The sequence below is a fragment of the uncultured Veillonella sp. genome, assembly GCF_937981445.1.
Lineage (GTDB): Bacteria > Bacillota > Negativicutes > Veillonellales > Veillonellaceae > Veillonella_A.
Genome location: NZ_CALJON010000034.1, coordinates 52,477 through 68,253, shown reverse-complemented (window position 1 = coordinate 68,253; position 15,777 = coordinate 52,477). Strand labels below are relative to the sequence as shown.

14 protein-coding genes are annotated in these 15,777 nt (G+C 37.6%); 7 read left to right on the top strand and 7 right to left on the bottom strand.

The window, feature by feature from the left end:
• The 3 genes from Q0376_RS05905 to sufU form a co-directional block, all read left to right on the top strand.
• The coding region (locus Q0376_RS05905; RefSeq protein ID WP_298705176.1) for a SufD family Fe-S cluster assembly protein at positions 1–973 on the top strand (973 nt) is incomplete at its 5' end.
• Positions 974–994: 21 nt separating this feature from the next.
• Complete coding sequence (locus tag Q0376_RS05900) at positions 995–2,224, top strand: SufS family cysteine desulfurase (RefSeq protein WP_298705174.1); 1,230 nt, start codon at positions 995–997, stop codon at positions 2,222–2,224.
• A gap of 58 nt (positions 2,225–2,282) precedes the next feature.
• Entirely contained in the window at positions 2,283–2,717 is a 435-nt protein-coding gene (gene sufU, locus Q0376_RS05895; RefSeq protein WP_298705172.1) for a Fe-S cluster assembly sulfur transfer protein SufU, read from the top strand.
• Between the two features lie 95 nt (positions 2,718–2,812).
• Here the strand turns inward: sufU and Q0376_RS05890 are convergent, their stop codons facing one another.
• Positions 2,813–3,058 carry a (2Fe-2S)-binding protein gene (locus Q0376_RS05890; protein ID WP_298705170.1) on the bottom strand — a complete coding sequence of 82 codons (246 nt, stop codon included), beginning with the start codon at positions 3,056–3,058 and terminating at the stop codon, positions 2,813–2,815.
• A 233-nt stretch (positions 3,059–3,291) separates the two neighbouring features.
• On the opposite strand from Q0376_RS05890, the gene Q0376_RS05885 reads away from it, so the two are divergent.
• The gene (locus Q0376_RS05885) at positions 3,292–3,969 is read left to right on the top strand and encodes an HAD hydrolase-like protein (protein ID WP_298705168.1); all 678 of its coding nucleotides are present in this window, start codon (positions 3,292–3,294) and stop codon (positions 3,967–3,969) included.
• 257 nt (positions 3,970–4,226) lie between these two features.
• Here Q0376_RS05885 and Q0376_RS05880 read toward each other — a convergent pair whose 3' ends face one another.
• The gene (locus Q0376_RS05880; RefSeq protein ID WP_298705166.1) at positions 4,227–4,847 is read right to left on the bottom strand and encodes an S-adenosylmethionine decarboxylase family protein; all 621 of its coding nucleotides are present in this window, start codon (positions 4,845–4,847) and stop codon (positions 4,227–4,229) included.
• Between the two features lie 504 nt (positions 4,848–5,351).
• On the opposite strand from Q0376_RS05880, the gene Q0376_RS05875 reads away from it, so the two are divergent.
• Both Q0376_RS05875 and Q0376_RS05870 read left to right on the top strand, forming a co-directional pair.
• Positions 5,352–8,174, top strand: coding sequence for an FAD-binding and (Fe-S)-binding domain-containing protein (locus Q0376_RS05875; RefSeq protein WP_298705164.1), 2,823 nt, complete (start codon positions 5,352–5,354; stop codon positions 8,172–8,174).
• Between the two features lie 177 nt (positions 8,175–8,351).
• Positions 8,352–9,302, top strand: coding sequence for a site-specific integrase (locus Q0376_RS05870; protein ID WP_298705180.1), 951 nt, complete (start codon positions 8,352–8,354; stop codon positions 9,300–9,302).
• 174 nt (positions 9,303–9,476) lie between these two features.
• Here Q0376_RS05870 and Q0376_RS05865 read toward each other — a convergent pair whose 3' ends face one another.
• Positions 9,477–9,788 carry a LysM peptidoglycan-binding domain-containing protein gene (locus Q0376_RS05865; RefSeq protein WP_298705162.1) on the bottom strand — a complete coding sequence of 104 codons (312 nt, stop codon included), beginning with the start codon at positions 9,786–9,788 and terminating at the stop codon, positions 9,477–9,479.
• A gap of 312 nt (positions 9,789–10,100) precedes the next feature.
• Here Q0376_RS05865 and lexA point away from each other — a divergent pair, with 312 nt between their 5' ends.
• Complete coding sequence (lexA, locus tag Q0376_RS05860; RefSeq protein WP_298705160.1) at positions 10,101–10,784, top strand: transcriptional repressor LexA; 684 nt, start codon at positions 10,101–10,103, stop codon at positions 10,782–10,784.
• A gap of 329 nt (positions 10,785–11,113) precedes the next feature.
• Here lexA and dapA read toward each other — a convergent pair whose 3' ends face one another.
• The 4 genes from dapA to recN all read right to left on the bottom strand — a co-directional run bounded on the left by dapA (position 11,114) and on the right by recN (position 15,775).
• On the bottom strand, positions 11,114–11,998 hold the full coding sequence (gene dapA / locus Q0376_RS05855) for a 4-hydroxy-tetrahydrodipicolinate synthase (protein ID WP_298705158.1): 885 nt from the start codon (positions 11,996–11,998) through the stop codon (positions 11,114–11,116).
• Between the two features lie 33 nt (positions 11,999–12,031).
• Complete coding sequence (locus Q0376_RS05850; RefSeq protein ID WP_298705156.1) at positions 12,032–13,072, bottom strand: aspartate-semialdehyde dehydrogenase; 1,041 nt, start codon at positions 13,070–13,072, stop codon at positions 12,032–12,034.
• A gap of 27 nt (positions 13,073–13,099) precedes the next feature.
• A complete protein-coding gene (gene dapB, locus Q0376_RS05845; protein ID WP_298705154.1) occupies positions 13,100–13,897 on the bottom strand; it encodes a 4-hydroxy-tetrahydrodipicolinate reductase in 798 nt (265 codons plus the stop codon).
• A 207-nt stretch (positions 13,898–14,104) separates the two neighbouring features.
• Positions 14,105–15,775, bottom strand: coding sequence for a DNA repair protein RecN (gene recN / locus Q0376_RS05840; RefSeq protein ID WP_298705152.1), 1,671 nt, complete (start codon positions 15,773–15,775; stop codon positions 14,105–14,107).
• Positions 15,776–15,777 lie beyond the last annotated feature (2 nt).

The window sequence follows — 15,777 nt, the reverse complement described above, 5'->3', positions numbered from 1 at the left end:
GGCCCAAGGCCAAGAAGCAGCTCAAATTACAATCGAAGCTAATCCTGGTGTAGTTACTGACCTAGGAAATAAAGCTTTATTAAATCCTAATTTCAAAGGCGCTGAACGTTCTTCCTTAGAAGCAGTAACTAATGAATACAATAAAGGTGTAGCCATTACAGTACCTGCCAAAGGAAATGAAAAAGTTGTCATCACTATCGATGCTAATGTGCCTAGTGTAGGCGATAAAACACGTGTAGCCATCGATGTAGCATCAGAAGGCAATTTAGAACTCCTTTACATTGTAAAGGGCAGTGCTAAAGAAGGTGGCATCAATCTTCTTACAGAAGTAAATGCGGCCCCTAATGGCAATGTAACGGTTAAGAAACTTCAGCTCTTAAGCGAAGGTTTACAACAAATCGAACATCGCTATACTAAATTAGGTGCTAACAGTAAAGTCGAATACCTTAATGTAGAATTAGGTGGCAGTGAAAACTTCTTACATTACACCCAAGATTTAACTGGTGAAGAAGCTCATATTGTTCACGACTTGGCTTACCTTGGCGAGAAAAAACAAAAGTTTGATATATCCATGCTCATGTCTCATGTAGGGAAGAAAACTGTTAGTGACATTCATGTCCTCGGTGCCCTAGGCGGGGAATCTAAGAAATCCTTCCGCGGTACCTTAGATTTTATTCGTGGTAGCGTGGCCTCTGAAGGGGCTGAAGAAGATACTTGCGTTCTTCTTGATCCAACTGTAAAATCTGTGTCCTTACCATTATTGCTCTGTAAAGAAGATAATGTTGTTGGTAATCATGCAGCCAGCGCTGGACAATTAGATAAAACAAAACTATTTTATATTATGAGTCGTGGCTTTAGTGAAGCTGAAGCCAAGCATATGATTGTCGAATCTATGCTACGTCCTTTAATCGATCGACTTGGTAGTGAAGAGTTAGAAGAATTAGCTCTTGCTACAGTTCGTGCTAAAATTTAGTCATTAATAAGAAGGTGTATTATGAGATCTGTTGCTGAAGCATACCAAGATTTTCCAATCTTAAAAAAAGAACATAAAGGTCACCGCATTGTTTATTTAGACAGTGGGGCAACTACTCAAATGCCAGAACCTGTGTTAAACGCCTTGCACAAGCATTTAACAGAGCATAATGGCAATCCTCATCGTGGGGCTCACATCTTAGCTGTAGAAGCTTCTGAAGCATATGAAACAACACGTGATGCAGTGCAGCGCTTTATTAACGCCAAAGAGCGTGAAGAAGTGGTTCTCACTCGAAATACTACAGAAAGCTTAAATTTAATTGCTTTTAGTTATGGTTTACATAATCTAAAAAAAGGCGATAAAATTGTTATTACTATAGCTGAACATCATGCTAATTTAGTAACTTGGCAGCGTGTTTGTCAGGTTACTGGTGCTACTTTAGAGTTCATGTATTTAGATGAATCAGGCCATTTAAAACCAGGCGAAATGGATAAAATTGATAAAAATACTAAAATCGTATCCTTTGCTCATGTAAGTAATGTGCTTGGTATGGAATTTCCAGTAGCAGAACTTATTGAACGAGCTCATGCAGTTGGCGCTATTGCCATTCTTGACGGAGCTCAATCTGCACCACATAAAAAGATTGACGTACAGGCTCTAAATTGTGATTTCTTCGTATTCTCTGGTCATAAAATGTGTGCCTCTCAAGGGATTGGCGTTATGTATGGGAAACGTCATCTTCTAGAAGAGATGCCACCATTCTTACTTGGTGGTGATATGATTGAATACGTAAAAGAGCAAACTACCACTTACAATGAAGTGCCTTATAAATTTGAAGCCGGCACACCTAACGCTCATGGTGCAGTTACACTTAAAGCGGCCATTGAATATTTAGAAGAATTTGGCATGGACAATATTAACGCTTACGAAAAAGAATTAGTAGCCTATGTATTGCCTAAATTATTGGCCATTCCTCATGTTCATGTATTAGGTTCTGAAGATCCAGCGGAAAAACATGGCGTTATTGCTTTTACTATCGATGATGTACATCCTCATGATGTAGCGACTATACTCGATAATGAAGGTGTTTGCATCCGCTCTGGTCATCACTGTGCACAACCACTTGGTGCGTACTATAATGTACCAGCATCAAGTCGTCTAAGCATGTATGTGTACACACGTAAGGAAGACTTAGACATCTTCCTAGAAGCTGTTAAAAAAGTTCGTCCTACTATGGGCCTTAAAGATTAATACAGTAAAATAAACTAAATCATTAGTTACTAGGCAGTAGAAGTAGGAGGTTTATTCCATGGAAATGGATCAGTTATATACTGAGTTAATTTTAGAACATAATCAAGACAAGCGTAATAAACGTCTACTTGATATGTTCACTACATCAGAACATGGCCATAATCCAAGTTGTGGTGATGATTTAACTTTACAAATTGATGTGAAGGATAATGTAGTAGTAGATGCTGCCTATACTGGCTCTGGCTGTGCCATTAGTCAGGCATCAGCATCTATGATGATTGATATTATTAAAGGCAAATCATTAGATGAAGCGTTTCGTCTCGTTGATTTGTTCCTTGGCATGATAAAAAAAGAAGTAACGGACGATGACGAATTGGAAGAATTAGAAGATGCCATTGCATTAACAAATATTTCCAATATGCCAGCCCGTGTAAAATGTGCTGTCCTTGCTTGGCATACTTTAAAAGAAGCCTTAAAAAAAGGAAGAAGATAAAGCTAAATAAGCGAGAGCATTAAACTCGAAAAAAAAGAAGAGTTAACCGCAACAATTGTTACGCGTTAACTCTTTTTTTACTTATTAGTTATAAACTATTCCTTAGCTTTTGGTTTTGGTAATTTTCCCATATCTTGGAGTAATTTTACAATGCGAACACCGCAGTTTTTACCCCCACAAGAGCCCGTGCCAGCGCCAGTGCGTTCACGAATTTTGGGAATCGTGTCACAGCCGTCATTAATAGCTTCTTTAATCGTCTTGCGACTAATACTGCGACAGGTACATACTTTTGTGTATTTATCTAAGATACTCTCAGGAACTTTTTGTTCTTCAAAATCCATAATACGGCCTCCTTATACTACTTAGTATACTGTGTTATGATACATTAATTGTAACATACAATAAAGTATCTTAAAACAATTATCTTCCATGCCTAGTAGTATGGTTTTTAAACACATACTTATTAACTACCAGTTTACAAACTGCAGATTTATTAATTTCAGACTTACTAGTAAAAAATTTATAAGTTATCCTGTACTAACTGAAGATGTACTATTTACAGAAAGGATTTTCTATGATTTGCATTATCTTTGACCTTGATGGTACCTTAACTGATTCAGCCAAAGGTATTATTACATCCATTAAATATGCCTTGGATAAAAAGGGGGCACCTATTCCTGACGATGCCACTTTACAGTTATTTTTAGGGCCTCCTATGCTTGAATCCTTACAGGAACATTGTCATATGAGCCTAGAAGAAGCGCAAGAAACATATGGGTATTTTAAAGAACGTTATGAAAGTATTGGGAAATTTGAAAATGAAGTATATCCTGATATTGAACGTATGCTCGTTACCTTGCGTCAAACTAATACTTATGTAGCAGTTGCTACAGCAAAACCAGAGCATTTAGCTCGTGAAATCCTAGAGCACTTTAATCTTACTAAATACTTTGAAGTAATTAAAGGTGCCAATGTGGACCAAGGCCTTGTTCATAAAGAAGATATTTTAAACGAGACGATTAAAGAACTTAAAGAAATGTCGAATAGTCGCGTGAAGAAAAATATTACTAGCTGGTACATGGTAGGGGACCGCAAATATGATATTTTAGCTGCGAAAGCACTAGGATGCCGCGCCTTAGGGGTAACGTATGGCTATGGCACCCGCGAAGAATTAGAAGCTGCTAAGCCAGATTATCTCTGTGATAATCCTCATGATTTAGTACTTCAAATTGCTGTTGATACTTTATTATAAGATTATTATAAGATTTATTTATTATAAGACGAGAGTAGACCACTCGCTAAAGCAGAAAAAGACGCTCAAAAGAGCGTCTTTTTTAATAGTATTTTAAATAGTATATTTAATTAAAGCTAGTGTATCTTAAATTGATTGCCAGTTCAGAATATGTGGTATACCTGTTTATTTGTATCATGTACTAGTTCTTGTTTATATTCTATACTGTTGCCTGTATAGTTTCTATGCTAGTACCTGTTTAGATTCTATACTGGTTCCTATCTAGATTCTGTACCATCAGTAGTACGAGACATGTTATTTGTACTGCCAGATATATTATTGGTACTTTCAGATATTTTATTGGTAGAGGAGGACATAGGTTCTGAATGCATAGCCTGAGAGCCCGTATTTTTCTTAGCTATGACCTTAAACACTTTGGCGCCTTTAGAGCGCAATTTAGTACCCGTTTCTTGAAGGCGTAAGCGCGTTCTTGTTACCCGTGCTAACGCAGAGAGAGAGGTTTTCTTACGAGGCTTCATATCGCGCAGCGAACCAAAATCACCACGATTTACACTCGTTGCTTTAACCCGTTCAGCCCCTAAGGATTGCTTTAATTCGCGCATAATAAGAGTAGCTTGTAAAGGAATACCAAAAGTATAAATATCAACGGCAGCATAGCCCATATCAGGATAAGTATGGACAATTATATGACAGCGATGTGCCATAGCAAATAATATAATTTCATTATCTAATACTTGGCAACTTATTTCATCAACCGGTTGCTTAGCTGCTTCTAAGGCATTAGTCACACTTTCTTGAATCATAACAGGGGAGCTTACCGCTTCCTCTAAACATGCATATAAATCTATTAATAAATGAGTTCCCACTGAATTTGCCACTGAAGGCCACCTACTTTCATCATATTATATCTAACACAACCAGCAATCACCATATTGTTATAAATCTTGAGTCTTTACTATTTGCTATAGCTCTTACGTCTTTACTATCTGTTATGGCTCTTAAGTCTTTGCTATCTGCTATAGATCTGAAGTTTTTGTGATCTCTTATAGCTCTTAAGTATTACCTATAACCATAATTTCTAGGGACGTAAAGTCTATGGCTGTGTATGTGTTTTTTTCAATCTTACCATATCATCTAATTATACCTTGTAATAGCTATCTTGTAAAATGTCATACACTCATTATAATATTCGAAAATGTATTCTCATAAGTGATAATAAACCATCCTAGCATGAGTCATATACTAATTATAAAACCATGATAAATAAAGCCCAATTTTAATTTACATTGATTATATAGTATGCTATTCTTAACTTAATAGATTACCATTTGGGTAACATCTAAGTGATGTATAGGTAGTAAATACTAGGAGGTCCTAAACTGATGGGTATGGTATTGAGAAAAGATTACAACACATTTGTAATAGAAGCAAAGAAAATTTGTCCTGATCGAGTATTTACAGATTATTTGTTGCGCTATGCGTATGGGATTGACGCATCTTGCTATAGTTATTTACCCAAAGTAGTGGTGAAGGCACATACTGAAGCAGAAGTGATTCAATTAGTGCTGTTAGCCAATCGCTGTGGCACGCCAGTAACATTTAGAGCTGCAGGGAGCTCTTTATCCGGTCAATGTTCTTCAGAAGATGTACTTATCGTAGCTAATGATGGCTTTAAAGATGTAACAGTACTTGAAGACGGCAATGCCATCCGCCTAGCTTGTGGCGTTATTGGTATTGATGCCAATGATGCATTAGCCAAATATGGCAAAAAAATAGGCCCAGATCCTGCTACATTAGCAACTGCCTTAGTAGGGGGGATTTTAAATAACAACTCCAGTGGCATGTGTTGTGGCACGGCGCAAAACTCTTATCAAACAATTCGCTCATTGCGTGTTATCTTAGCTGATGGCACCGTTCTTGATACTGGGAACGAAGCCAGTGTTAAAAGCTTCTTACAAACCCATCAAGATATGGTAAATGAAATTTTAGGTCTTCGCAACCATATTATGGAAGACCCCGAATTAGTAGATTTAATTCGACGCAAATACAAAATTAAAAATACCACTGGCTACAGCATCAACACCTTAGTTGATTTCGAAACTATTACTGATATATTAAATCATATTTTCATAGGCAGTGAAGGTACATTAGGCTTTGTAAGCGAAGTAACTTATAATTGCGTAGATGACGCTAAATTCAAAGGCTGCGGTCTCTTATTCTTTGAAAAATTAAATGATGCTTCTCGTGCTGTAGTAGCTCTTGCTGGCATGGGCCGTGAACGAGTAGTGGCAGCTGAAATGATGGACTACTTAAGTCTTAAGAGTGTACAGCAATTGCCTGAAGTACCAAGCTTTGTTCGCCATGTTCCAGAAGGAACTAGCTGTATTTTATTCCAATCAGAAAGCAATGATGAAGCAACCTTAGATGCAAACCTCGCCTATATTAAAGAGCAGTTAAAGGATATTCCAACAGCCATTCCAAGTCTATATTCTAAAGATGCCTCTGAATACAATAGCTGGTGGGTTATCCGCAAAGGTTTATTGCCAATTGCAGCCGGTCTTCGCCGTCCTGGTACAACAGTTATTACTGAAGATGTATGCTTTAAAATCGAAGACTTCACTGATGGCATAGAAATGATTACAGATTTATTCCACAAATACGATTTTGTTGACAGTGGCATTATCTTTGGTCACGCTCTAAGTGGTAATGTGCATTTCATCATTACACCAAACTTTAACGAACAAAAAGAAATGGATAATTTCGCTGGTCTCGTAAAAGAAATGGCGGAACGTGTAGCTGGTGTAGAAGGCTCTATTAAAGCAGAACATGGTACGGGCCGCATGGTGGCACCTTTCGTAGAAATGGAATGGGGCAAAAAAGCGTACGCAGTAAACCGTCGCATTAAAGAAATCTTCGACCCTCAGGGCTTATTAAATCCAGATGTAATTATTACAGATGACCCTGATGTATATAAGAAAAACCTAAAAGCTATGAGCGATATTGACCCATTGTTCAATATGTGTATGGAATGTGGTTTCTGTGAAAAGAATTGTCCAAGTCGTAATTTAACATTAACACCTCGTCAACGTATTTCCTTATTACGTGAAGAAAAACGCCTCTTAAAAGAAGGCAATACAGCTATGGCAGCGGAGCTCAAAAAGGGCTATGAATATTATGGTGTTGACACCTGTGCAGCATGCTCCATGTGTTCTCAATTATGTCCACTAGGCATCGATACAGCACAAATCGCATTATCTTTGCGCAAGATAGATCCAGCAGGTCGCGGACTCGCTCATGCGATTTACAATAATTTCAATACTACCATTAAAGCCGCTAAGGTAGGCGTAACGCTTGGTGGTGCAGCTGGTAAAGTGGCTACTAAAACATTACTTGCAAAAATTAGTGAAGATGCCCATAAATTAACAGGTCTAACACCTTATGTACCAAAAACTATGCCTAAGGCTAATACATATACATTGCGAACTAAACGCAATCCTAAGTACCAAAAGAATGTAGTATACTTCAGTACTTGTGCTAATCGTGCCTTCCGTCAGAACCAAGGATATGATGATACGAGAAGCATTCAACAAGTGTTTGAAAGCCTTTGCGATAAAGCAGGGTATAATGTAATTTATCCACCTCATATTGAAAATCTCTGCTGTGGTCTAAGCTTTGAAAATTATGAAGAAATTGATAAAAAAGCCTTAGCAGATCTTACTGAAGCGCTAACCAAAGCGAGTGAAGGTGGCATTTATCCAATCGTAATTGACCATTCCGCTTGCTTCAACCATGCATTCCGTCATATTGAAGGCCTTAAGATTTTAGATATTTCTGAATTCTTATATACGATTTTGCCAAACTTAGATATTAAGAAATGTGACGAATCTGTTATTGTACATAAACAATGTAAGATTAAAACTTTGGGCAAACAGCAATACATTGAAAACTTAGCTCGTGCATGTACGGATAAAGTATTCAATATTAAATCCTTTGCCTGTGATGGTTTTGCTGGTCAAAAAGGTTTCTTTACACCAGAACTTAATAAATGTGCTACCAAGGATTTAGCGGCAGAAATTAAATCCTATGGCTGTACCTTAGGCGTAAGCTCCAGTTCTACCTGTGAAATTGGTCTTGGCGAAAATGGTGGCATCCCATTTGTAAGCATTGCCTACTTATTAGATCGTTGTGCTTCTAAAAAACAATAGTAATCTTTGATTATACTAATAGGTCTAGGTAGGTCAATTTGACTTACCTTAGGTCCTATGATATAATTACTTCCGATAACGATATATTATCGGAAGTAATTTTTTATATAAAAATGAAAGGGGGCTCCTATTTTGGCCTCTAACAAGCATTTCTACTTGCGTGACAACGAAATACTTATGGCTAGCTCCAAACTCTCACAGAAAGCTAAACAAAGCATTTTACTATCAAAATCAGAAAATACAATCAATGCCTATGAATCTGACTGGGATGATTTTGTATATTGGTGTGAACTAAATAAAACCATAGCATTTCCAGCTACGCCTGAAACTATTGCTAACTACATTAATGATTTAGCCGACAATGCTAAAGCCAATACTATATCACGTCGTATTAGCGCTATTTCAGAAAACTTTAACGCCTCTGGCATACCTGATAATCCCTGTAAGTCTTCTTTAGTTAAATCAGCCCTACGTGGCATACGCCGCTTAAAAGGGACCTATCAGCAAGGTAAAACGCCTATTTTATTAGAAGATTTAGAAGATATATTTGAAGAGATGGATTCATTAGACTTAGATCCTATAGTTAAGCTCCGCGATAAAGCTATTTTACTCGTAGGCTTTATGGGCGCCTTTAGACGCAGCGAATTAAGCGCTATTGAGGTAGAAAATCTGAGCTTCTCTCCTCAAGGTATGGAAATCTTTGTGGAAGCTTCAAAAGCCGACCAAGAAGGCCAAGGTGCCGTTGTAGCCATCCCTTATATAGAAAACGCTGAATTTTGCGCTGTAAGGGCCCTCAAGGAGTGGCTCCGGTATTATGGTATTAAAAGTGGTCCAATTTTCAGAGGTTTTACGAAGAAAATGACCTTACGCAAAACAGCTATTAGTGATAAGAGCATTGCTGAGATTGTAAAAAAATATGTCAGCCTAATTGGTCTTGACCCTCAAATGTATGGCGCCCATAGCCTTCGTCATGGTTTTGCTACTACAGCAGCCGCCTTTGGCGTGGAAGAACGTAATATTATGCGACAAACACGCCATCATAGTGTTAATATGGTACGACGCTATATTAATGAGGCCAGCCGCTTTGAAAATAATGCCATTAATACGATTTTTAAACAAAGGCGTTAATACAACAAAATAAAACAAAAAAGGAATCCACAAGCCGCTTGTGAATTCCTTTTTCTATTCAGTTGTATATATAAACAGTGCAAATCGGGAGTGATCTTACTGTATATAACGCTTAATTGATTATAATCAGTTAAGGAAAAATCGTTTTATTATGTATCGAGTCTATATTGTTAATTATTCCTTGGTGGCCACGTAATGAGATGCTTGACCATCATTTGTTTGAATGGTAGGAATTTTCAAGGTACTACCAGGTTCTAATGTTACTGACTCATCAAGTTGGTTTAACTCTTTCATGGCATGAATCATTTCACGCACATCAATATCATTAGTTGAATTAGCTGATGCAATGTCCCATAATGTGTCGCCTGATTTTACAGTCACAATCTTTACATTATGTACATCTAATTCAGCATTTGTAGTGGATGTAAAAAAGCCTACTAATAAAGTCAAACACATACCTAATGCAATAATAAAATCTCTTTTCATTGTACTCGCCTCACATATTCTATATATCCCTAAATCCTAACAAAATCTCTTAAAACCAGTTGCTATTAATAGTAACTTAAATAGTAATATCGAACATTTAGTGTAGTATGTATGTTCTCTTACAAGCAAATTATAACACGCGAATAAATGTTCGGTCAAGTTATTTTTCGAACATTTATTTGACAATCTTTAAATGTTCGAATTATAATAGTATTAAGTTAAATAGTTTGTTATAATAGTAATACTATATTTTTACTATGTATCCATATATAAGTATTTTTGTTCTTTTTTTATGAATGAGAGGTTTTCCCCTTGAGACGACCAGCAACTGATATTAATCCCAAACAAAAACGTATTTTAGAATATATTACTGAGTCTTTACAGACAAAGTATCGCTGCCCTAGCGTGCGCGAAATCTGCAACTATATGGGCTTAAGCTCTACATCTACAGTGCAAAGTCATCTCAATACATTAGAGCGTTTTGGCTATATTAAACGCGATATTAATAAAAATCGCTCCATCACTGTAGTCGGTATGAAACAAAAATATGTACCCCCAGTTGCCAAATCAGAAGATAATCAAGTCACCTCTTCTGATACATTTGAAATGATGCAATCCAAGCTTCGCGTTGTACCTCTCATTGGCACAGTACAAGCTGGCCTCCCTGTTACAGCAATTCAAAACCAAGAGTCTACGGTGCCCCTTCCTCTATCTTTAATTGGCAATTCGGAATGCTTCCTATTGCGCGTTAGAGGCGAATCTATGCGCGATATTGGCATGTTCGAAGGCGATTTACTCATCGTTCGCAACCAATCTACAGCTAATAATGGCGATATTGTAGTAGCTCGCATTGATGATGAAGCCACAGTAAAACGTTTCTATCGTGAAGCTGATCGTATCCGTTTACAACCAGAAAATAGCGAATTTCAGCCAATTTACACTAAAGATTGCCAGATTGAAGGTAAAGTTATCGGTCTCATTCGCGATCATATTTAATGTGTTAACTACTATTAATTCTACATAGAGCTTATATATTCATTTATATAGGCTCTATTATTTTACCCTTTATTTCTGTATAATTTTTTACATTATTTTTTACATTATATTTTAGGTTTTTTTACATTAATTTCTCCATATATATAAAAGCGAACACTTGTTCCTTTAACCCCTATGGGGTCAAGAAAACAAGTGTTCGCTTTTTCTTTTTGATAATATTTTGGCCTATACTGGCTTATTTTTTATACTTGCTTATATTTTGATTGTATTTTGCTTATATTTTCTTGTTAATTCTAGTTCTATTTTCCTGTTAATTCCAGTTCCTAGGATTAACGATTTAAATATGGCGCAATGGCTTCATCTATAACAGATTTTTCCTTATCATTTGGTTCACACATAGGCAAACGATATGGACCGGCTGGCAAACCTAATTGGCGCACAGCGTATTTTACAGGAATCGGATTCGTAGTAACAAACATAGCCTTACATACACGCTGTAACTGTTCATTAATATCTTTTGCCAAAGCTACATCGCCTGCTTCATAGGCTTTTAACATATCATTCATTTCACGGCCCACTACATGAGCTGCTACAGAAATAATTCCCAATCCACCAATAGCAACCATTGGCAAGGTTAAGGCATCATCACCACTATAAATCATAAAGCCTTCAGGCAATAAATGATAAATGCGTTGCGCTACTGAAATATCACCGCTCGCTTCTTTTACAGCACAAATATTAGGTGCCACTTTATTAAGGCGGGCAATCGTTTCTGGCGTAATAGAGCCACCAGTGCGGCCTGGCACATTATAGACAATGACTGGTAAGTCAGTAGCTTCTGCAATGGCTTTAAAATGTAAATAACAACCTTCTTGATTAGGTTTATTATAATAAGGCACAACAGCCATTACCGCATGCACACCAGTTTTAGAGGCAGCAGCCGTAAATTCCACAGAACGCGCCGTATTATTAGAACCTGTATTAGCTACAATAGTTCCTTGCTGCCCACATTCGCTAGCAATGAGCTTAAATAATTTTAATTTATCTTCATTATCAATGGTAGGACTTTCCCCTGTAGTACCACAAACAATCAAACCATCTGACCCATTGGCTAATAAATACTTGGCTAATTTAAGAGCTCCATCAAAATCAACTGCTCCGTCAGCAGTAAATGGTGTAATCATAGCAGTTAGTACACGACCTAAGGTTTTCATAGAGGAACCTCCTTATAGGAATCAAAAAGCTTATTAAAATGCTTGTTTTTCAATAATATATTCTGCAATTTGTAATGCGTTTAAAGCAGCACCTTTGCGAATTTGGTCCCCGACAATCCAAAAATTCATGCCTCGATCATTGTATAAATCTTTGCGGATACGTCCGATTTCACAATCATTATGATTAGATGTATATAAAGGCATTGGATATTCTTGGTCTTTAGGATTATCTTTTACAATAAGTCCTGGGAAGGCCTCACAGGCTGCTCTAAAATCAGCTACACTTACAGGTTCTTCTGTTTCTACAAGAACAGACTCAGAATGTGAACGATATACAGGAATGCGAATCGTTGTAGGTACAATTTCAATGGCCTCATCATGGAAAATCTTCTGTGTTTCATTGACCATTTTCATTTCTTCCTTAGTATAGTCATTATCAAGGAAAACGTCAATCTGAGGAATTACATTAAAGGCAATAGGATAATGTTTCTTATCAGATGCACAAGGAAGAATATGAGCCTCTAGTTCTTCTGTACTATCGCCCTTACTAACTTGCATCACTTGATTAGTTAGTTCATCAATACCTTCTTTACCAGCACCAGACACGGCCTGATAAGTACTTACGACGATACGTTTAATACGAGATAAATCATATAAAGGTTTTAAACCTAATGCCATAATAATAGTAGAACAATTCGGATTGGCAATAATCCCTTTATGAGTGTCAATATCTTCTGGATTAACTTCTGGCACCACTAATGGCACATTAGGGTCCATGCGAAAGGCACTGGAGTTATCGATAACAATAGCGCCACGCTTTACTGCTTCAGGAGCCAAAGTCTTAGAAATGGAACCACCTGCAAATAAAGCAATGTCAATGTTTTCAAAAGATTCGGGAGTGGCTTCCTCCACAACATAGGTTTTACCGGCTACAGTTAATTCCTTGCCAGCGGAGCGAGCTGAAGCTAATAATTTTAAATTTTCAAAAGGAAAATTGCGCTCCTCAATTAAAGTAATAAATTCTTGTCCTACTGCGCCAGTGGCACCTAAAATCGCTACATTTGGTTTTCTCATGTGTATCTCTCCCGCTCTATTTTAGTTTTATAAATAATGTTCCAGTCCGTATACGAGACCTTTTTTCTCTTTAATCTTTTTACATGCCAATACAACACCTGGCATAAAGGATAAACGACTCAAGGAATCATGACGCAAGGTCAATGTTTCATCATAGCCACCAAATAGTACTTCCTGATGTGCTACATAGCCTGGAAGGCGTACGCTGTGAATAGTAACATCATCTACCTTAGCGCCGCGAGCCCCTGGTAAGCTTTCACGAGTCTTATCTTCTGAAGCTTTAACTTGAGCTGCTTCTTTAGCTTCGTTGATCAATTTAGCCGTTAACACTGCCGTACCAGATGGGGCATCATATTTATGATTATGATGGAGTTCAATAATTTCCACATCTGGGAAATAGGGCGCTAATTCAGCTGCTGTTTTCATGAGCATAACGGCACCTAGTGAAAAATTAGGAGCTACTAAGCAATTAGCCCCTGTGCGTTCACAAATAGTAGCCAATTCAGCTCGTTGCTCTGCAGTAAGGCCTGTAGTACCAATTACCATATGAACACCGGCTTCGAGTACAGTTTTAGCATTTTCAAAGATAATGGCTGGTGTTGTAAAATCCACTATTACGTCTGGCTTTCGCTTAGTGAGGGCGTCAGTTAAAGAGGCATCAATTTGTATACCTAGCTTGTCTATGCCTGCTGCAAGACCTAAATCTTCACCTGCTGCACTAGGATCAATGCCACCAATTAAGGTCAGTTCTGGGTCTTTAGTGACAGCCTTCACAACTTCTCGTCCCATTTTACCTGTTGTGCCACAAACCATTACTGTTGTCATCCGTATCCCTCCTAAGAAAAAAGACCAGTGGATTAGCTACCACTGATCTCGGTTTTACAACCTAAACCACCCTTCTTATATCCACTATAAGAGCAAGATAGTTAATAATAAATTACATAATACTTCTATTTATTTGTGAACAAAAGTATATTTTAAACGATTATTAATAGTATAATATTATTTTGTCCTACCGTCAAACACTTTTGTTTATTTTTTGAAATGAGCAATCATTTCACGGGCCGTTTCTAAAGCGGTATGAGAGAAGTTTTGTCCCGACATCATGCGCGCAATCTGCTCTTCATGGTCGTGAGGTGTAAATCCTCTAATCTGAGAAACAGTGCGCCCGTCCACTTCATGCTTATATAGGTGATAATGGTCATCCGCAATACTAGCCGTCTGTGGTAAATGAGTAATACAAAAAACTTGATTATTCTTACTTATTTGTAAAATTTTGCTTGCCACACGCAATGCAATATCACCACTTATACCGACATCAATTTCATCAAATACTAAAGTCTTCAAAGATTGATCATTAAAGACTGTTTTAAAAGCCAAGGCAATACGCGAAATTTCGCCCCCAGAAGCAACCTTATGCAGAGGTAATAAGCCTTCCCCTTTGTTGGCACTAAAGAGCAATTCAATGCGCTTAGCCCCTAGGCGATTTAATTCATCACTGTCTTCAATGTCAAAAAGAATCTGTGCATTAGGCATGCCTAAGTCTACTAATTGAGCTTGCAATTCGTTAGCAATGCGCATTCCATTCGTTTTCCGCAAATCACGTAAGGTCAGTAGTGCACGTTCTGCCTTTACTTTATTCTCCTCTACAGCCTGAGCCAATTCGTCCCGCGCAAAGCTTTGAGCTTCTAGTTCTTCTAAGCGCTTTTGAGCCTGTTCTTCAAAATCTAAAACAGCCTCTATAGTTTCTCCATATTTTCGTTTTAAGCCATATAGCAAAGAATCCCGTTCCTGACAGTAGGCATAGCGCTCCTCATCATAGGAAATGGTATCGCGATATCGATCAAGGGCTTGAGCCACTTCTTCTAATTGAAAATATGCCGAATTTAACAGTTCAGACGTATCTTTAAGGCCTTCATCAATGGAGACTAAATCAAGCACTTCTGACTTAACAGAATTAACGGCATCTAATATGGCATGTCGATCGCTGTAAAATGCCGTATAACAGGCACCTAATACTTTGTCTAATTGCTCAAAACTATCTAAGCGTTTTAATTCAGCACTTAAAGCAACATCTTCACCTGGTTGCAATTGAGCCTCTTCAATTTCATCAATTTGAAAGCGCAACATATCCATTTCACGAGCTCGTTCAGCAGCCATGGTCTCTAAATTTTCATAGGCTTTTTTGGCCGATTCATAGGCTTTAAACGCATTAGCATAGTTTGCGTAAACTGCTTTACTTTCCTCTGAATATTCATCTAAATAGCGATGGTGCGTCTCCCCATTGAGGAGCATTTGATTATTGTATTGTCCATGAATATCAGCCAAGTATAAACCTATTTCCCGTAATGCTTTTAATGGTATGGGCTGATCATTTACGAGAATATTAGACTTACCCTGGCGATTAAAAGAGCGCGATAAAATTAAGACGCCATCGTCTTCTACTACTATATTCTTAGCTTCTAATAGAGTTAATAATGATGAATTATCAGCAATGTCAAAGACTCCTTCAATGACAAAGGAGTCTTTTTCATGTCTAATAAATTCATTACTCGCCCGCTCACCTAAGAGGATGCTAAGCGCATCCATGAGAATGGATTTACCGGCCCCAGTTTCACCAGTAAAAATAGTAATGCCCTTAGAAAATGTTAAATTCATCTGTTCAATGAGGGCAAAATTGCGAATCCCCATCTGTAGTAACATAT